This window comes from Mesorhizobium sp. M0802 (assembly GCF_040320115.1).
GTDB lineage: Bacteria > Pseudomonadota > Alphaproteobacteria > Rhizobiales > Rhizobiaceae > Mesorhizobium.
This window is the reverse complement of record NZ_JAMYOY010000006.1, coordinates 32,224-49,997: the sequence shown is the minus strand read 5'-3', so window position 1 is coordinate 49,997 and position 17,774 is coordinate 32,224. Positions and strand designations below refer to the sequence as shown.

13 protein-coding genes are annotated in these 17,774 nt (G+C 63.5%); 3 read left to right on the top strand and 10 right to left on the bottom strand.

Annotated features, from left to right (window positions below; all coding sequences use genetic code 11):
- Window positions 1-4 precede the first annotated feature (4 nt).
- The 5 genes from NKI10_RS11280 to tagH form a co-directional block, all read right to left on the bottom strand.
- Complete coding sequence (locus tag NKI10_RS11280) at window positions 5-2,416, bottom strand: serine/threonine-protein kinase (protein ID WP_023714862.1); 2,412 nt, start codon at window positions 2,414-2,416, stop codon at window positions 5-7.
- The gene (locus tag NKI10_RS11275; protein ID WP_023692196.1) at window positions 2,413-3,171 is read right to left on the bottom strand and encodes a PP2C family protein-serine/threonine phosphatase; all 759 of its coding nucleotides are present in this window, start codon (window positions 3,169-3,171) and stop codon (window positions 2,413-2,415) included. The genes NKI10_RS11280 and NKI10_RS11275 overlap by 4 nt, the downstream gene beginning before the upstream one ends.
- A 157-nt stretch (window positions 3,172-3,328) precedes the next feature.
- The gene (gene tssM / locus NKI10_RS11270) at window positions 3,329-6,850 is read right to left on the bottom strand and encodes a type VI secretion system membrane subunit TssM (RefSeq protein ID WP_352859932.1); all 3,522 of its coding nucleotides are present in this window, start codon (window positions 6,848-6,850) and stop codon (window positions 3,329-3,331) included.
- Window positions 6,847-8,373 (bottom strand): type VI secretion system protein TssL, long form, encoded by a 1,527-nt coding sequence (tssL, locus tag NKI10_RS11265; protein ID WP_352519180.1) that lies wholly within the window; start codon window positions 8,371-8,373, stop codon window positions 6,847-6,849. Before tssL ends, tssM begins: the two co-directional genes overlap by 4 nt.
- Before the next feature lie 250 nt (window positions 8,374-8,623).
- A complete protein-coding gene (gene tagH, locus NKI10_RS11260) occupies window positions 8,624-9,646 on the bottom strand; it encodes a type VI secretion system-associated FHA domain protein TagH (protein ID WP_023692193.1) in 1,023 nt (340 codons plus the stop codon).
- A gap of 271 nt (window positions 9,647-9,917) precedes the next feature.
- On the opposite strand from tagH, the gene NKI10_RS11255 reads away from it, so the two are divergent.
- From NKI10_RS11255 to NKI10_RS11245, 3 genes are read left to right on the top strand one after another with little or no spacing between them, the layout of a single operon-like run.
- Window positions 9,918-12,251 (top strand): type VI secretion system Vgr family protein, encoded by a 2,334-nt coding sequence (locus tag NKI10_RS11255; protein WP_352859930.1) that lies wholly within the window; start codon window positions 9,918-9,920, stop codon window positions 12,249-12,251.
- A gap of 10 nt (window positions 12,252-12,261) precedes the next feature.
- A complete protein-coding gene (locus NKI10_RS11250) occupies window positions 12,262-12,684 on the top strand; it encodes a DUF6484 domain-containing protein (RefSeq protein ID WP_352859929.1) in 423 nt (140 codons plus the stop codon).
- A 9-nt stretch (window positions 12,685-12,693) separates the two neighbouring features.
- Window positions 12,694-13,857 (top strand): hypothetical protein, encoded by a 1,164-nt coding sequence (locus NKI10_RS11245; protein WP_352859927.1) that lies wholly within the window; start codon window positions 12,694-12,696, stop codon window positions 13,855-13,857.
- Here NKI10_RS11245 and NKI10_RS11240 read toward each other — a convergent pair whose 3' ends face one another.
- Genes NKI10_RS11240 through NKI10_RS11220 form a run of 5 tightly spaced genes read right to left on the bottom strand, consistent with a single transcriptional unit; the run spans window position 13,858 to window position 17,773 of the window.
- Window positions 13,858-14,916 carry a hypothetical protein gene (locus NKI10_RS11240; protein WP_023687021.1) on the bottom strand — a complete coding sequence of 353 codons (1,059 nt, stop codon included), beginning with the start codon at window positions 14,914-14,916 and terminating at the stop codon, window positions 13,858-13,860.
- Window positions 14,904-15,992 (bottom strand): DUF2169 family type VI secretion system accessory protein, encoded by a 1,089-nt coding sequence (locus NKI10_RS11235; protein WP_352859925.1) that lies wholly within the window; start codon window positions 15,990-15,992, stop codon window positions 14,904-14,906. Before NKI10_RS11235 ends, NKI10_RS11240 begins: the two co-directional genes overlap by 13 nt.
- Before the next feature lie 3 nt (window positions 15,993-15,995).
- A complete protein-coding gene (locus NKI10_RS11230) occupies window positions 15,996-16,478 on the bottom strand; it encodes a hypothetical protein (protein WP_023687023.1) in 483 nt (160 codons plus the stop codon).
- A complete protein-coding gene (locus NKI10_RS11225) occupies window positions 16,478-16,900 on the bottom strand; it encodes a hypothetical protein (protein ID WP_023687024.1) in 423 nt (140 codons plus the stop codon). The genes NKI10_RS11230 and NKI10_RS11225 overlap by 1 nt, the downstream gene beginning before the upstream one ends.
- Window positions 16,901-16,912: 12 nt before the next feature.
- Window positions 16,913-17,773, bottom strand: coding sequence for a DUF4150 domain-containing protein (locus NKI10_RS11220; RefSeq protein ID WP_023687025.1), 861 nt, complete (start codon window positions 17,771-17,773; stop codon window positions 16,913-16,915).
- Window position 17,774 lies beyond the last annotated feature (1 nt).

Sequence of the window (17,774 nt, the reverse complement as noted above, 5' to 3'; positions counted from 1 at the left end):
GGTGCTAGCCGCCGAGGCGGAAGTATTTGGCGGTCGCCGAAAATGCCGAACTCCTGGCGCCGATCTCGTCGAGGATCCTGGGCAACAGCACCGAGGCCGGCGTCGGCGTTGTGAAGTCCGCCGCCTTTATGTCCTGCGGCCCGGTGATCACCATGATGATCTGCGGCAACGCCTTGCCTGCCGCCTTGTCGGCGGCGCCGAGCCCGATCGGGATCGAGAAGGTCGCCTTGTCGGCTTGTACGACAACATGATCGTCGAGGTTGAACGCGATGCCCCTGTGGTCGATCAGGAACACGCTCGACACCAGCCCGCCATGCGTCATCAGCGTGCCGTCGATCGGCGAGCCGTCCGGCACCGATGTCTGGTCGAGGACAAGCTGCGGCCTGTCGGCCGTGCTCGCGCCCATGAAACGCAGGAAGCCGGTGATCCCGCATTGCGGGGGCTGGATAAGGCGGACGCTGATATCCGGCTCGACATGGAACTTCGCCTGGAATTCCCCAAGCAACTGTTCGAAGGGTGGCACCGACGTGCCGAAGCCCTCGATCGCGACACCCTTGTCGGCGACCGACGTCACCGTCGCAAAAAAACAATCACCACCATTGAAGGCGCGTACCCAGGTGACCCGCTCCGCGGCCGCATCGGCCGGTGGCGGCACCTCCGGCTTGGGCACGTTCATGGCAATGTCGGGCTCTGCCGGCTTGTCGGCCTGCTCACCGCTGGCGATATCGGGCTGGCTCGGCTTAGGCTCCGCGGTCGGTTCAGGCGCCTGCGTGTCCGGCTTGGGCGCCTGCGCGGTCGGTTCAGGCGCCTGCGCCTTGGGCTCGGGCGCTTGAGCGGTGGGTTCCGGCGTCGGTGCTGTGGGTTTGGGGGCCTCGGCCGTCGGTTCAGGTGTTTGCGTGGCTGGCGCTGTCGCCTTGGGCTCTACCGGCGGACTGACAGGCTCGGGGTTCTTCGCGGCATCGGACTGTGACGGGCCGGATGGCGGTTGCAGCGCGACGGTCTTGTCGGTTGGTGCGGCCGGCAGCGGGGCCGTGGCGCTCGACGCGACTGGCGGCGTCGGCTGCGGCTCGACCGGCGCTTTGGCCTGATCTTCAGCCGGAGTCTCCGCTGGTTGCGGCTTTGGCACCGTCTTCTCGACCGGCGCAGTGTCCGAAACGGGCTTGTCAGCGACGATCGGCTTTGTCAGTTCGGGTTGGAGCGGCTTGCCGGTGTCGGTGACGCGAGGCCGGTCTCCGAATCCCACGATACCCGATGCATAGAGCCCTCCAAGCGATACCACGGCCACCGCCGACAGCACCGCGATCGTCAGATTTCTGCCTGTAGTAGCACGCTTCGGTGGTGTGCTTGCTCGCTTGGGAGTTTCAGCAGCCGGTTTCGGGTGCGACAGGTGCGCCGGGCGCACGTGCGGCACGAAAGACGGCTCCGCCGTGCCGCTTGGCGGGGCCGAACCGAAGCCTTGGGCCGGCGAGTCCCCGACCTTCGAGACAGGCCCTGCGGTCTGCCCGGTTCGCGGCAGACCGGGCCGGGGCGCGAGCGATGCCGGCGGCAAGGTCGCGTCGCTGTCGTCGCGCGTCAACCGGGCGATTTCGGCCATGCTGGCCGGTCGATCATCCGGGTCAGGCTGCAGCATCGCTTCGACAATGTCCCTGAAATCGGCATCGATGCCGGAGAGATCAGGGACGGTCCGCCGTTTTTCGACGATCTCGTATTGCGAGCCGCCCATATCGATCGGCTTGCCGCGCAGCGCCGCCGCCAGCACCAGCCCCAGGCTGTAGATGTCGGACTGTTCGCTGACCTCGCCGCCATAGAGCCCGAGTTGCTCGGGGGAGACGTAATTGTATTTTCCGGCAAACTTGCCGCCGATCAGCGTCTCGCCACCGACCGCGGCCGATCGCGCAATGCCGAAATCGATGATCTTTGCCCGCTCGACCCGGCCGCCCGGCAGGATGATGTTGTCGGGCGACAGATCGCGGTGGATGGCGCCGGCCTGGTGCACGGCGCTCAGGCCCGAGGCTAGCCGGTGGCACAGTTTGCGCACATCCGGAGTCGCCATCGCCCCGCCGCGCATGACGTCGTACAGCGACTGGCCGTCGACGAATTCCATCGCCAGATAGGGCCGCCCGATGCCGGGATCTATGGTGAAGACGTGGTAGCGCACGACCGCGTCATGCGACAGATGGTTGAGGATCGAGGCTTCCTTGCGAAACAGCGACAGGATCGTCTGATCGCGGGCGAATTCCGGCAGCACGATCTTGATCGCGACATGATCGCCGGTCTGGATGTTGTGGCCGCGATAGACTTCGCCCATGCCGCCCGACGCGATGCGTTCGTCGAGCTCGTAGATGCCGCTGAGCTGCGTGCCGACGCTGGTATCCGCCATGTTGGGCAATAGCCGGGTCTTGTCGTCGGAGCTCATCGGTCGCGGCCTTCTGCTCGGGACAGGCCATTGCCTTTGTCTCTGATCTTGACCAGAACGATGGTGACGTTGTCCGTGCCGCCGCGCTCAAGCACCATGGAAAGCAGCTTTTCGCAGGCAGCCTGCGGCGCTGCCGAGAGCACTGCAGCCGCAATCTCCGCGTCACTGACATGCGCCGTCAGGCCGTCCGTGCTGAGGATGAAAATGTCGCCGGCAAGGGTCTCTCCCTGCTGGAAGTCGATGGCGATTTCGTCGTTGACGCCGATGGCGCGGGTGATGACGTTGCGGCGCGGCCAGTTCTCCGCTTCGGCCGCGCTGATCGCGCCGCTGTCGAGCAGTTCCTGGACCTCGGTGTGGTCGCGCGAAATCTGCGAGATCGCGGCGTTGCGCACGAGATAGACGCGGCTGTCGCCCGACCACAGGCAGGCGAACCTGCCGTCCATGGCCAGCAGTGCGGCAACGGTGGAGCCGATGGTCACGCCGCGTGAGCGCGAAATCCGGCGGATCTCGGCATGCGCCCGGTTCAGCCGATCCTCAAAGCGGGCGCGCAGATCCGGCGCCGAACTGGCGATGCCGATCGTCGCCAGATGCTCGACAATGCTTGCCGAAGCGACTTCTCCGGCCTCGTGCCCGCCCATGCCGTCGGCCACCACCCAGAGGCCGATCCGCGGCTCGACCAGAAAGCTGTCCTCATTGTGGTCGCGCACGCAGCCCTTGTGGCTCACGCCGTAGCTCTCAAAGGCGGCATCGTTCACTTGCCTACGCTCCGCAACGCCTTGGCTGACGTGCCTGGCCAGTCTGCCACAGCCCCATTCATTAGAGTATCGAAATCTAAGCCGCTGATGACGGACCGTGTGGTGCCGCCGCTGTCTCTGCGTCCTGCAATCGCTGGTCCTGCCATGCAATTCCCCATCAGAAAGCCTTCGGACAGCTGAACGCGGAGAGCGCCGGCAGCGTGAACGGATTACCGTCCTCCCCGGTCTTGATCGTGTAGGCGACATCGCGCCCGCCGATGAGGAAATGCGCTTCGAGACTGTCGCCATTGGCGGTGACCTGCCCCTTGTCCAGCAATCGTTTCAACGCCCAGGGACCGTCGAACTTGATTGCGGACTCGCGGCCGGGCAGCTCCGGCGTCAGGCTGAGACTGGCCGAACCGGTCTTGCCCGGCCACGGAATCAGGCCCGGCGTGTTGCCGGCCTGGGTGGCCTGCAGCACCTGGCCGTCGATATTGAGCAGCGCCATGTCGGCATCGCCATGCAGCGACAGCGGCGTGAAGGTGATGTTGATCGACGGCACCGGCCCGCCGAGCGGAAAGAAAGCCGCGCGGATTTGTGCCGCGAGCTGAAAGTTCTTCAGCGTCGATTTCGCCAGATTGCGGCCGAACCTGGTGTCCTGCTTCCAGTCCCAGTCCTGGCCGCTCATGTCGACCAGCGACGCCAGGTTCTGCGCGAAGAACCGGTCGAGAACCCCGCCTGGAGAAAACAATCTGGCAAAATCCGCCATGGCGACATCGTCGGTACCGGCGGGGGCGAATGGAAAGCGCCCGGCAATCATCTCTTCGCACGGACGGCCGACGGTCTCCTCCAGCATCTCGTTGAGACGCGTGGTCGATGTTTCGGCGACGGTGCCCTCGAAATCGTCCGCCGCCGCGCTCACCATCCTGGCCAGCGCCTTCGGCAGCCGCGAGGCATTGGCGCGCAGCGTCGAGATCTGCAGCTGCAGATTGGCGTTGGCCTGGTCGGTCTGCGCGGGGACATCGGCCGCCAGCCGCACGCTTTGGTAGATTTCGCGGAAATTCTGGGTCAGAGCGTCGAGCGGCCGCTGCCCCGGCGCCCCGGCCACCAAAGCCTGGAAAGACCGGAACTGGGCTTCGATGTTGGCGCCGGGATCCTGGTTCTGGGTGCTGACAAAGGCGGTCCCGGCCCTGCTCTGCGATTTGCGCGCCGCAATCTCGATGCCGATGCGGGCGAGGCCCTTGGCGCGCGCGGCGATTTCCTGGTCGCTGTCTTGAGACGGCGCAGCCGGATTGCGCTCTTGCGTCAAAGCTGTTTCGCGCGCGATCGCCTCGAACAGCTGCATCAGCGGCGAACTCGGTGATCCCGCTGCGGACAGCGCCAGATATTGCGGTTTGTCGGCGGCCATTGCCTTGAACTTCAACCTGTCGAGCACCTCGTTCCACGCCGCCGCAAAGCCCTTGCCATAGCGATCGAGCAGCTCCGGGCCGAGCTTGAGCAGTTCCTGGTCGAAACCGCCTTGCTCGCCGCTCGAGCCGATCACCCATTGATCGTCGACCAGCGCCTGCGCGCTCCTGGCAAGTTGCGCCAGATAGAAGTCGAAGCCGGCATGGGTGTAGAGACCGGGGACGCGAAGGCCGGCGAGATCGTTTCCGTCATTGCGCTCGAACAGCATCGGCGCCTCCGCGCCGGCTTGCGATGACACCGAAAAATCGTCCAGCGCCGCCGCATAGGTGGCCGACTGGATGAGCGCGGTGGCGCGATCGGCAAGGCTCATGCGGCCGAGCGAGCGCTGGGCGGATTCGACCAGCGCGCGGTTGAGTTCGAACGAGGGATCCTGGTCATCGTCGAGGGCCAGCATGGCGCGCAAATGCTTCTCCAGTTGCGCGCGGCCGTCGCGATTGTGGGCGCCGGGATAGCGGTTCTGTTCCCAGTCCCGCTTCAGCCAGGTGACGACCAGCTCGTCATCCACTTTCGGCGCCTTGCCGCCCAGCATCAGGTAAATCTTCAACGGCTCGTACAGCGCCATCGGATCGGCCATCCTGGCCTCGATCGTGCGTTCGAGCTGGAACAGCAGGCGCGAGCGGAACATCCGCTCCAGCCCCTGCCGGTAGGCGGTCTCGGAGGCCGAAAGGATACGCTCACGCTGGCTGAGGCCGAACGTCGCCGTGGCCGGGGTGGGCTGGTCTCTCGTATCGTAGCCGGCCGGCAGGCCGCGCAGCGCATCGAGCGCGCCGATGACGGTTTCGAGGTCGGCATCCAACACCGTCGTGCTGGCCAGCAGCGGCGCGGCTGTCGCGCGGTATTGGCCTGCCGCCTGGCCGGTCGCGGCGACCAGCGATTTGTTGGTCGTAAAGCTCAGGCCGAGAACGCCAAGCGCGGCGATCGCTATGGCCGCGATCGCTGTCAGGCCGGCGTAGCGGGCGATCGCAACGCGCCTGTCGGCCGCCCTGTCATAGGACACCCAGCCGGACTCGGCGAAAATGACGCGGCTCAACAGATCGTGCAGGAAGAAGCTTTTGCCGGTGCCGGAAAGATGCGCCTGGGCATTCCTGCCGAAACTGCGGCCTATGCTGCCCAGCAACTGGTCGATCGGCGTGCCTTCCTGCGTGCCGGAAGAAAAATACAGGCCGCGCAGGGGGGCGTTCAGCTGCTTGCGCGTCGGCTCGAAAACGCCCTCGAGGAAATTCACGATCCGGCCTTTCAGCGCACCGAGCTGCGCGGCGAAGCCGAAAATGGCGATGCGCGCGACCGGATCGGTCTCCGCCTGCAGCCGCTCGCTCATCTCTTCGGTCAGGCGCTTCACCAGCGCGTCGAATTCGGCTGGCGCTTCTGCGACCATGTTCAGGCCGCGCTCGGCGGTCTGGAAGGTCGCGCCCCACACCTTGCGCCGGCGTGCTTCGTCGAAACCGCCGAAATATTCCATGAATCCGGAGACCAGGTCGGCCTTGGTGAACAGCACGTAGACGGGAAAGCGGACCTTCAGGACCTCGTGGATTTCCTGCAGGCGGCTGCGGATCTCGGCGACACGGGCCGCCTGCTCTCCGTCCGCCATCAGATCGGCAAGGCTGATCGCCAGGATGACGCCATTGATCGGCTGACGCGTCCGGTGCCGCTTGAGCAGCGACAGGAACGCCAGCCAGCTTTTGCTGTCGGTCCGTGCATGGGAATCCTGCGTCGTGTAGCGCCCGGCCGTGTCGATCAGCACCGCCTCGTCGGTGAACCACCAGTCGCAATTGCGCGTACCGCCGACACCCGCCACCGGCTGCGCCTGGCCCGACCCGGCAAGCGGAAAGTTCAGGCCGGAATTGACCAGCGCGGTGGTCTTGCCGGCGCCCGGCGGGCCGATGACGATGTACCAGGGGACGTCGTAGAGGAAGTTGCGCTTGCCGCTCGACTGCCTGAGCGTCGCGACTGCTTCGTTCATGCGAGCTTCCAGCACCTTTGCATCGCTGCCGTCATCCTCGGCGCTGGCCATGGCGGCCTCCAGCGCCTTCTGCGCCTTGCGCCTGCGCCAGAACCGGATTGCATAGATGATCGCCACCGTTCCGACGACGATGCCGATGATCGCTGCCCGCAGCCAGATGGGATCCAACGGCCGGGCGCCGGCAAAGCGGATTAACGGGCCGGCGTACCAGACCGCGGCGGCAAAGCCGGCGAGCGCGAGCGCGCTGAAGATGCGCAGCAGCCAGCCGGTCACAGCATCTCCTCCCGCGGGATCATTACATCGACACGGCGGTTTTTGGCGCGGCCGTCCGGCGTTGCATTGTCGGCGATGGGCTCGTCCTCGCCCTTGCCCTCGACCTTTGTCCGCGACGGATCGCTGAAATGCGCTGCGATCATCTTTTCCACCGACTGGGCACGTGCGACGGAGAGGTCGAAATTCGATTTGAAGGCGCTGGTCTTCTTCGGTTTGACGTTGTCGGTGTGGCCGACGATCCGGATCGGCCCGCGCTCCGCGTCGAGAGCCGCCGCGATGCTGGCGGCCACCGGCTCGAACTCCGGCTTGACCTCGGCTCGTCCCGACTGGAACAGCAGGGCGTTGCTGATTTCCACGATGATGAAATCACCCTTGGTGCCGACGCTGACGCCGCCGCCTTCGATCTCCTTGGCCAAGGCAGTGCGGATGCGATCGACCTGCGCAATCGTCGTTGGCGCTGCGACGACTTTCACCTCCTCGGTCAGCGGCACGAAACCGGTGCGCTCGATGGTGACCGGCGTCGCCGGATTGAGCGCCAGCAACTCGCCGGCAACAGCCTCGCCATCATTGGTGATGAGCACGCGCAGCGTGAAAAAGGCTGCGGTCAAAACTGCCGCGGTTGCAGCGGCTATGGCCCAGAGCGGAACCCGCCTGGAGCCTTGCGCCGATGTGACCGACAAGCCTTGCCAGCGCGGCGAAATGTCGTCGTCACCGAGGACGCGGAAATAGGCTGATGTCTCGTAGGCGTCGCGGCGGACCCGTTCGAGGCTCTCGCGCGGCTGGCCGCGATACTGGCCTTCGAAGCCAAGCGACAGGCAGACATGCATCAGCTCGATGAGATTGCGATGAGGTTCCGGCGTCGCCAGCACCGTGTTCAGCGCCTGGAAAAAACCGGCGCCGGTGGGTTTGACCTGGAAGAAGCGCTGCAGCATGGCGTGCTGCGCCCACGCATCCCGGCTGGAACCGGGCAGATTGGCGACGATATCGTCGGCGGTTTCGCAAAGCACATAGCTGGCGATGCGCGCATCCTCTTCCGAGGTATCGGTCCTGGCGATCTTGCGGTCGAAATCCTCGATCAGGCCGGCGACATGCTGCGCCAGCGGCTCGGCCGGTCTTTCGACAGCCATCAGCCGCAGATGCCCAAGCAGTATCAGCAAGGGCGCCGCGGCAGCGACGATCGGGTTGGCCGCGCCATAATCGACGGCATCGCTGGCGCCGTGCAGCGCATCCCATGGCGTTTTCCCCGCCGTCCCGGCTGAGCCGTGAACGGGCGGATCGGCCGGCGCGTTGGCGAAGGGCGTTCCCTGATAGATCACCGTCCCCGTGACGTCGGACGGCGGCTGGCGGCCGGCGTTGGGATCGAAAACCGTGGGTTCCGGGACGCTGGCAGGGGCGATCACCGTACTGCCGGGGGCCGGCGCATCGCGGGCGAGAACCGTCTTTTGCTTGCGGCCGGGATTGGGGCGGCTGGGGCGGATGACGGTTTTGCCGGTCGGATCGAAAGGATCATCCTTCGAGCTCATCGCCGATCCCTGCCTCTACGCCCGCGCGCCGCGACGCACAGCGCCATGTCCGCGCAAACGCGGACCGCAGGACGCTATCTCGCCGTGACATGACATGTGCCGCAGACCCCCGAGGTCGACCAACCGTACCCGCGTGCTCAATCGTCGTATGTGATCGTAGTCTCAGAAGGTTGCGATGGAAACCCGGCGCAATTTTGGTGGCCGGCCCGTGCTCGGGTCGCCTTCACGGTGTCTTCAGCGGTGCGCGGGCTTAGCCCTTGCCGGTCTTCTGTTTGGCGGCCTTGGCATAGGCTTCACTGAAATAGGTGAGGAATATGTCCAGCATGCCGTTCTCGTGCGCTTCCTCCTTGGCCCGCCAGGTCGCGACCAGCGCGTCCCAGGCGCGCGTCTTCTTCGAGGCAAAGGAGGATGGCGGCAGTTTTTTCGCAATCGCCTCGGGCGACAGATCGTCAAGCAACCGCGACAGCGCTGCCTGCATGGCGGCGAAGGTGGCGAATTCATGTGTTTTGAGGTCGTGGAAAGCGTCTTCGATGCTGTGCCTGGCATCGAGATAGCCGGCCCTGCGCCGCGCGAACATGATGTCGAGGATTTCGTCTGTCCCGGGCACGAACTTCAGCGGATTGTTGTCGGCGGAATTGATCATGGTCCGGTCGCTGGTCTTGGCCAGGACTTTTGCAGCGGCGCGCGCCTTCAACAGCAACACCAGCTCGTCGACGACGATGCGCAGCACCGCGCCGATCTCGCCGGCTACCTCCTGCGGTTGGCGCAGCAAAAGCACCTCTGGCGGAATGCCGGCGCCGGCGGCAATCGCGCGCAGGATCTCGTCGGCTTGCTGCGGCCGGCTGGAGACCGAAGCGGGTGGCGCGGTCGGTGACCGTGGCGATGCGACATGGTCTGGAAAGGATCCGGCAACTGGCATCTGCCGTTGCGTCGAACCATGGCCACCGAAGGCTGGGTTCCCGTCATCGATCGACACCGAGACGATATAGCGGCCGATCCGGAGCCGGTCACCTTGCGCCAACCGATGCGGGCCGGTCAGGCGCTGGCTCGACCCGTTGACGAATGTGCCGTTGCGCGAGACGTCGTGGAGAAAAAAGGCGCCGCCTTCGTAGCGGATTTCGCAATGTCGGCCGGAGATGAACTTGTCCGGATCGGGCAAGGTCCAGGCGCAGTTCTCCCGCCCGATCTCGAAGCCGCGGTCGCGCGATGCGTAGCCGGGCGGCAGCCCGGCAGGCAGGACATCGACATTGCTGATCTGCAGACTGATGAACATGCGCTATGGACCGTCGACCGCTGCCGTTTCCGTTGATCCGATGTGCCACAGTCTAGCAGCTTGCGGGCACAGCGGGAGAGCGGCGTTTCACACTGGCGAAAGCGGCGCAAACAGCAACGGCCTGCCGCTTGTCCTCTTTGGTCTGCCATAGAACATGTGGTAGGCTCAACATGGCTTGGGTGGCAAGTTGCGAAATATCCCTGAACGTGAGGTCGTTAACACAAGAAGGGCTTCGAACCTGCCACACTAGCGCTCAGGAGGGGCACGACCCATGCCGAGTGAACAACGCGCCGCGCTTGTGCAGACGCCGGTCGGCGCCGAACTGTTGACTTTCACGCATCTCGTCGGCCGCGACGAGATCAGCCGCTGCCTTGCCTACACCGTTGGATTTGTTTCGACCAATGCCGATATCGACCCGCTGAAGATGCTGGGCGGCGCCGTTTCGATCGAAGGCGAGGCCGACCCCAAGCGCTGGTTCAGCGGCCTCATCGCCGAGTTTCGCCTTACCCGCATCGAAGATCGGCTGGCTCACTATGAGGCGGTCGTCAGGCCGTGGCTGTGGTTCCTCGGCAATACCACCGACTGCCGCATTTTCCAGGACAAGACCGCCGTCGAGATCGTGGAGGAGATTTTCTCCAAATATGGCGGCATCGCCAAGTTCGAGAAGCGCTTGCAAGGCTCCTATCCGCCGCGCGAATATTGCGTGCAGTACGACGAGAGCGACCTCGATTTCGTGCAGCGGCTGCTCGAGCATGAAGGCATAATGTACTTCTTCGAGCATGCCGAGGGTGAGCACACACTGATCCTGGCCGACGCCATGAGCAAGCTGAAGCCGGCGCCTGGCTATGAGACCGTGCTCTATCAGTTCGAAGGACAGGGCTCGCGCCGCGACGTCGAATACATCACCGAGTGGATTCCAGGCAGTGCGGTGCGCCCGGGCGCCTATGCCCACACCGACTATGATTTCGAGAAGCCCGCCGCCGATTTGATGGCGAAGTCGGCACAGCCCTTCGGCCACAAGCAGGCTGCCGGCGAGAACTATCGCCACCCCGGCGCGCATCTGGAAGTCGGCCGCGGCGACAGCCTGGCGGCGATCAGGCGCGAAGAAATCCAGGCGCCGCATATGCGCATTGCCGCCGTCGGCACCGTGCGCGGCCTGTTCTCCGGCTGCACCTTCAAGCTCGACGGCTTTCCGCGCAAAGACCAGAACAAGGAGTATCTGGTCGTCAGCGCCGAATACCGGCTGTTCGATCCGGGCTACCGCGCCGGCGTCGACACCGATGGCGAGAATTTCAAGGTCGTGCTCGGCGTGGCGCCGACTTCAGTCGCCTATCGGCCACCGCGCATCACGACGCGGCCGATCATGCGCGGGCCACAGACGGCGACGGTCGTCGGTCCGTCCGGCGAGGAAATCTTCACCGACAAATATGCCAGGGTGAAGGTGCAGTTCCACTGGGACCGCCTGGGCAAGAAGGACCAGAAGAGCTCCTGCTTCGTGCGCGTGTCGCAGACCTGGGCCGGCAGCGGCTGGGGCTTCATCCAGATTCCCCGCATCGGCCAGGAAGTGATCGTCGATTTCATCGAAGGCAATCCGGATCTGCCGATCATCACCGGCCGGGTCTACAACGCCTCGCAGATGCCGCCCTACGGGCTGCCCGGCAACGCCACGCAGTCGGGCTGGAAATCCAACTCGTCGAAGGGCGGTGGCGGCTACAACGAGCTGATGTTCGAGGACAAGGCCGGCTCCGAACTGGTCAATTTCCAGGCGCAGAAGGACCATCACCTTCTGATCAAGAATGATCGCCAGAAGCTGGTCCAGCACGACCAGTCCGACCGCATAGACCACGACGCCAAGCACTCCGTCGGTCACAACCTCGACGAGGACGTCGGCAACAACAAGACGGTCAAGGTCGGCGTCGACCAGACGACCAATATCGGGTCGAACGACACTGAGACGGTGGGCAAGAACCGCTCACTGACGGTGGGGGTCGATGAGACGATCAACATCGGCTCGAACTCCACGGAGACCATAGGTGCCAACCACACCCAGACGGTTGCAATCGTCCAGACAGTGACCGTTGGCGCGGCCCGGGTCGATTCGGTCGGAGCATCCGAGACCCGAACTGTGGGCGGTCCGCAGACGAACACGATCGGTGCGACGCGGTCGGTCACTGTGGGCGCGGCGCAAAGCCATACGATTGGCGCGGCAGACAAATGGCAAATCGGCGCCGCGCAGACGGTTGACGTCGCCGCCGACCAGAGTTTTACTGTCGGTGGGGCCCATTCCTCGCAGGTTGGCAAGGCGCGTCTGGCCAAGATTGCGGCGGACGAGGGGATCGAAGTCGGCGGGGCCTATTCGTTAAAAGTAGCCAAGGCAAGCAGTGTCATCGTCGGCGAAGATGGCGTGATGAAATTCGGCAAGAAGCTGTACATCGAGGCGGCCGACGAGATTACGCTCAAATGTGGCGACGCCAGCATCATCCTCAAGAAGGACGGCACAATCAGCCTCAAGGGCAAGGACATAAGGCTCGACGGCAGTGGCGACATCGACGTGAAGGCCGATGGCAAGACCAAGATCAAAGGCAGCAGTGTTCACAACAATTGAGGGCGAAGCGATGGACGTTGTGGAGCGTATCGACGGTGTGGTCATCGGCCTTCTGATTGGCTTCGATGGAGGTTCGCCGCTCGTCGTTTTTGTTGGCAACCCAAGTGATACGGCGCTCAAGGCTCGCAGCCTCGCCTCTCTCGACGCTTCCTCGGTCGGCTCGGAAGTGGCGCTCCTGTTCGAAGCAGGTGACCCCGCCCGGCCGCTTGTGGTCGGACGGATAGTCGATCCGCGGCCCAGTGCGCATCCCGTTGAAGTGTTGCGCGACGGCGAGGCGGTGACATTGGACGCGCGCGATCGGATCGAGCTCAGATGCGGCTTGGCGTCCATCATTATGGAGAAGAACGGGCGCGTCTCTATCCGCGGCACACAGCTCAGCAGTCATGCGACCGGTACGAACTGGATACGAGGGGCGGCCGTCCACCTGAATTAGGCCGAGCCAATGCAGCGCCTAGCAACTATCCCCGTCATCGTCGACCAGCACGCGGAGGACGCTGCGTTCCTCTGGTCTCGGCGGCGCCGCGAGATCGACGGTCCGGTTCTGGGCGAAATCGATATCGGCCGTATCGATCAGCGGCTCGACGCCAATCTTGAAGGCTTGTTCGCATCGGGTGAGGCCGCATGGGCGGCGGCAAACAAACGTTTCTCTGATTATCCGGAAGCCCCAGAACTCTTTGTCATGGCTTGCCTGGCTCTTCATTGGGGATTGGAAAAGCCGCTTGCAGCGGTGATCGAAGCCGCCGCCGCGCTTGGCGAGACTGGAATCAAGGGCATATCAGGCGCCATTGCCCGGACATCGCGCGAAAAACTCCGTCCTTTTGTCGCCACGTGGGTCGATTCCAGGGAAACGATACTCAAATGCATCGGGCTTGCGGCGCTCTGGCATCATCGCGCCGATGCCAGGTCGAGCCTGGGCGTACTGGTCACAAATGGCCAGACTGAGGTCCGCATGCGGGCGCTGCGGTTGGCAGGCGGGTTGCGACGCCGTGATCTGCTCCCGATGGTAATCGAGCGTCTCGCTGCCGACCAGCCGCGGGAGCGGCTGGCAGGCTCTTTCGCCGCTTGTCTGCTCGGCGCGAGCCGCACAGCTCTGCCTGTCCTTGATGATTTGCTCGCCTCCGCCAGTGTTCCGCAAGGTGAGGTGATCGACATCCGCTTACTCGCCTCGGACCAAACTTCCGCAAAGGCCTGGCTTCAGAAATGTCTGGACAAATCGTCGTTGCGACAGCCGGCTCTAGCCGCCATCGGACTGCTTGGCGACAGATCGATCGTCCCATGGCTGATCGAACGCATGCGCGAGCCGCAGTCGGCCTATGCCGCGGGCCTAGCTTGGCGCGATCTGTTCGAAGTCGATTTCAACGACACCAACGTCTTCACTGTCGATCCCGCGCTGCTTGGAAAGCAATTCGCCAAGATTGAGGACTCGCCGCTTCCAATAGCCGAACGCGCGAGTGCGTGGTGGGACCATGGGCGGGGACCGGGCAAACACGTCGCATTCCGCTCGATGCGTCGGCAGCGGCTCGCCGCGATCCACGCCTCTTTCGCCAACCCTGACCTCCCTTTGGCCGACTGGCGGCGTACGCAGCGCTTCCCTGCCTGGATGTAGTCAGGCGGACTTGACTTGGCTGACCAGCGCCGCCGCGCGCAACCCGGCTTCGGACGCGACCTCGCACATGGCGACCGGACCCGGCGCATAGCCTTCGGTGAAACTGTCGGCCGCCACCAGAAGCGCCAGCGCTCCGCCGGCCGCTCCCACCTCGCCGACAGTCATTGCTGGATAGGCAATCGGCAAGATTTCGCGCCGTGTGCGATAGAACCGAGACCGTGCGATGTTTGCCTCCCACCCGCTATAACGCTCCCCATTGCCATTGCTGACGACAAAGACGATGTCGGGCTCGCGCGGACCATTGCCGGTCCCATTCAGCGCACCTTGAAGCGCACCGAGCAGTGCCTTGCCTTGGCTATATCGCTCCGTCAGAACAGTATCGGCTTCTTGGGCAAAGCCAGCGCCGTGGATGGCGGCGAGACCCGGCGACTTCGGATCCGGCCTCGATTGGAGGCAAACGAAGGCTGCCGCCTCTCCGGGAACGAGCCCTTGAGCGTTGTCGGAGCCCTTCAGCCGCCCCGCCTCGGCGAGCCGCGCAATATCCTTGTCGTTGACCATACTGTCGACGCCGCCGAGCAGGATACGCTCGACGCCAGGCTGGCCAAGTATCTCGGATAGTTGGCCAAGCACGCCGATGCTTGCGGCGGCACCGCCGTCGAGCGCGCGCGACGCTTCATGAAATGGGTTGCCGCACGCGCGCACAACGGCATTCAGGAAGCTGGACGGATCTTCTTCTTCGAAGGCTGCATGATTCCTGAACGGCTCCGGCAATACCAGCAGAAGTACGGTCGTGCGCGGGTCCGCTCCTGTCGATGCAAGCGCGTCAATGATCGCGCGCGCCGCCATGTTGACCAGCCAGTCCCAACCCGTGGTTCTCAACGACCAGTGAGTGGGAATGCGCGAGACGACCTGCGACGCACCCATAGGCTCGGCCAGCAGGTACTCTTCGTAGGCGGAGAGCCCGGCGCGGATCGCGGCGAGCGTTTGCCGCCTGTTCAGGCCAGCAGGCGTCACCGCGCCACCGCCGACGATGTAGAGTGGCCGCGTCACGGCAGCCACGCCGGGCGTTCGGTGATGGTACCGTCAGTTCCGCGCAGCGCGAAATAGTCCTTGCCCTTTCGCTTCGCCGCAATCAGCGCCGGCGTGACATGGCCGAAGACAAGCTCCCGCAATGCAGGTCGATTGCGTCGCGTCGTCACGGTCACCCGGGCCTTAAGCGTCACCCGAAACATATCGGGCTCGATGATGATCGTATCTGCCTTGAAAATGTGATCTTCGACACGGTCATCGAAGATCAGGCGGATGGGCGCGACCACGCGCGGCAGCTTGAAGCTCCAGCGGCCACCGGGAGTCAGTCCTATCAGCGTGACCTGATCGCTGCCGTTGAGATCTGGAAGTTGCTGATCTGCCGGCGCCGCAAGATTGTAGCGCGGATCGTAGTCCTTCGGCGGTAACGGCCACTGGTTGTCGATCCAATTCTGATCATAGGTCCCTGCCAACCGCAGGCGCGGTTGCCAACCGCGTCCGAGCGCCCCGAAACCGGCCGGCCGCGGCTTGTCCGAGGGACTCATGAATGGTTCGGCCGGGTAGGTTATGTTTGGTGCCTGCGTCTTCACTGCTGGATCAACTGAGCGGGCATGGGCGAAGCCGACTCCCAGCGGGTTGCGTGGATCGGTCTTCAGATCAGCGTTGGTGCCGCCATAGGCGCGTTCATAGATGATGGGCATCCGTGTGAATGGATGCGGCGCGCTATAGCTGCCGGCATCGTAGATACGGTCTCCGACGATACTAAGCACCTTTTGCAGTGGTCCGAACTTCAGTCCCGCCTGCATTTCCCGGACCGGCTTGCCGTTTGGTGCATAAGCGGTGCCGTTGACGATGACGTCGATGCCGGGCTTCAGTATCGCAATATCGGCCTCGTATCGCGTCGATGAAAGGGCAGGATCGCCGAAAGGGACATCGCTGAGCGTCACCGGCAGTTGTTCCTCGGCAGGTTTCAGGAAGGTCATGTCCTCCGCGCCGTCGAAGCTCGCTGAGAAAAGGCCCAGAAAAACCTCCTGACCGTCCGCGTCAGGCAGCGTGTAAGACGCAGTCTCGAAAGGCGTACGGTTTTCCAACCAGACAGCAAAGCTCATCGCTCAGCACCAGGCTCTGTTCTCATCCATGCCGACCGGCCAGTACGGCATACAGGCGATCAGCCGTACCAGTTCCTTCTTCTTGGCGTCGATCAGCCATTGCAGAAGCAGGGTTTCAGGGTAGACGATCTCTCCAGAACTCTTGTTGAGATCGCAGCAATCGAGCCAGTAGTTGCGTACAATCCAGACCACATTCCCATGCCCGGCTGCACCGGCTGCGCGCTTGTTGAACGCCTTGCGGATAGCCTCGTCGCGGCCCAACCCCTGCTGTTGTTGCGCCTTGACCGTGTCGGCCCACCAAGGCGCCGCCATCTCGTATGCCATTTGGATATCGTCCAGGTAACCGTCGAAAAGATCCTGGTGCCGATCGGAACTTTGGGCGAGCTTACGCGCCGCGATTTTCGCATCCCGAGGCTCGACGTAGCCGGGCTGGCGTAGCAGGCGACGAATGCCGCGATCAGTTTCAAAGTAAGTGATCAGCGCCATCAGGTGATCTCTTCGTCCTGGTCGAGCCCTATCGGCACGAAAATGAAGCCGTTGACCACCTCGGTCAGATCAGGCGCTTTGCTGGGGATATCGTCGATTAGCAGGTCTATGTGGCCAACATAGCGCGGGCTGTCGCCAAGGTCGTCGACACCCCATTTCTCCTCAGGTGACTTCTCGGCCTCTTCCACGAACTCGTGCTCGTTCTTTCGGTTTAGGTTCTCCACCTCGAAATAGGACATTCTAAAGACATTGAGAAAGCGCGGGTGTCCGGAGATTCCAGTCGGCCAGATTAGGGAGATGGCATCAAAGGTTTCTGCCGCGACGATGCCGTTCCACCAGGCTTTGATCTCAGGGAGGAGCGCGCGCAGTTCCGCTATGTAGCGCTGCTGGATGTCGTCATAGCTCTTGGCAATCTCGATCATGGCTCATCTGTCTCACAGCTTGGCGGCATAAGCTTCAGCCTGACTTCCCTGACTGCGATAATGCGCTTCACAGTGAGGTTTCACCCGACTTGCCCGTTCGAAATACTTCTTGAAATCCGCAAGTTTCATATTGCATCCTCCAAGCGCCCAGGCCACGCACAGCGGTGGCTGGTGGTCGTGGGTCATATGACCTGGGCCGCGCGCCATATCCTTTCCATGGACAGGATCCTCGTATCGCGTAAGCGTTCCGCCGCTTGGCCTTACAGTGCGCCAGTGCGCACGCTTCACCCGTTTGTCGTCTCGCGCGCATTCCCAACATGGTTTATTGCGGACTGCCTTCTTCTGCTCTGGGGAAGGATCCTTGTCTGGCCGGTGGACCGTTGCATCGTAAGGCTTGCTGGGACAGGGGCCTGGCGGGATACCTTTGCGTCTCAACAACGCCTTGAAGGTATTGATCGCCGTCTGATCGATGCAGTTGGGCAGATCGCTGGCCGTGTTCTGCGCCATCATGTCGCCATGGCGGTCGACCCCCTTGCCTTCGGCCTTGACCGTAAACGACCACAGTTTGAAGACACCCTTGCCCTTGATCTTGTGGGTGATGACGCCTGCACCAAGACCTTGGGTTGCCGGCTCGTTGCCGGTGCTGGTCGATATCTCTGAAGAATTCTCGATCGCCGTGGGTTCGCCGTCGATCTTGACGCTTTTGGTGCCATTCGACAGGTCGGAGGAGGACAGCATATTGACATAGGGCACCGGCACCGGGCCTGCCGGCGGTGACGGCGGCGACAGACAGACATCGCCCGGCGCGATTCCCTTGCCATTGCTGCCCTTATGGAAGAAACCCATGTTCTCAGCAAAGACGGTAATGGCCATG

What these genes read in the sequence shown, in the direction of transcription:
- NKI10_RS11245 (WP_352859927.1), top strand. Translation starts at nt 12,694, where the DNA reads ATGCAGCGCCTAGCAACTATCCCCGTCATCGTCGACCAGCACGCGGAG.
- tssL (WP_352519180.1), bottom strand. Translation starts at nt 8,373, where the DNA reads ATGAGCTCGAAGGATGATCCTTTCGATCCGACCGGCAAAACCGTCATC.
- NKI10_RS11255 (WP_352859930.1), top strand. Translation starts at nt 9,918, where the DNA reads ATGCCGAGTGAACAACGCGCCGCGCTTGTGCAGACGCCGGTCGGCGCC.
- NKI10_RS11250 (WP_352859929.1), top strand. Translation starts at nt 12,262, where the DNA reads ATGGACGTTGTGGAGCGTATCGACGGTGTGGTCATCGGCCTTCTGATT.
- tagH (WP_023692193.1), bottom strand. Translation starts at nt 9,646, where the DNA reads ATGTTCATCAGTCTGCAGATCAGCAATGTCGATGTCCTGCCTGCCGGG.
- NKI10_RS11225 (WP_023687024.1), bottom strand. Translation starts at nt 16,900, where the DNA reads ATGATCGAGATTGCCAAGAGCTATGACGACATCCAGCAGCGCTACATA.
- NKI10_RS11230 (WP_023687023.1), bottom strand. Translation starts at nt 16,478, where the DNA reads ATGGCGCTGATCACTTACTTTGAAACTGATCGCGGCATTCGTCGCCTG.
- NKI10_RS11235 (WP_352859925.1), bottom strand. Translation starts at nt 15,992, where the DNA reads ATGAGCTTTGCTGTCTGGTTGGAAAACCGTACGCCTTTCGAGACTGCG.
- NKI10_RS11280 (WP_023714862.1), bottom strand. Translation starts at nt 2,416, where the DNA reads ATGAGCTCCGACGACAAGACCCGGCTATTGCCCAACATGGCGGATACC.
- NKI10_RS11220 (WP_023687025.1), bottom strand. Translation starts at nt 17,773, where the DNA reads ATGGCCATTACCGTCTTTGCTGAGAACATGGGTTTCTTCCATAAGGGC.